Here is a 262-nt window from a genome sequence, read left to right on the forward strand (position 1 = left end):
TATTGTTTTACGTCGAATACTGCGATATATTCATCACAGACACCTAATTGGATATTGTATCCCGGAAGAAGCTGATCGTTACCCATATAGTCCTTTTTCATACGCATAAATGTTGCATCATGATCGGTCTTGGAATAACTATTGCGTTCATCTCCGCATATTTTTATGTGTTCTGCATACTTTTTTAGCCTTGAAATGTATTCCGAAAGCTTGTCATAATGCCTCTGTTCAATTGTTTTATGATGTCCCCGTCCCCGAATTG

At 37.8% G+C, this 262-nt stretch carries 1 pseudogene; it reads right to left on the reverse strand.

Features of this window, described 5'->3' with window-relative positions:
- Positions 1-262: pseudogene (locus DW938_RS15045) on the reverse strand (IS1182 family transposase); the annotation flags it as partial.

It is taken from the genome of Ruminococcus sp. AM43-6, from assembly GCF_003461785.1.
GTDB lineage: Bacteria > Bacillota > Clostridia > Oscillospirales > Ruminococcaceae > Hominimerdicola > Hominimerdicola aceti.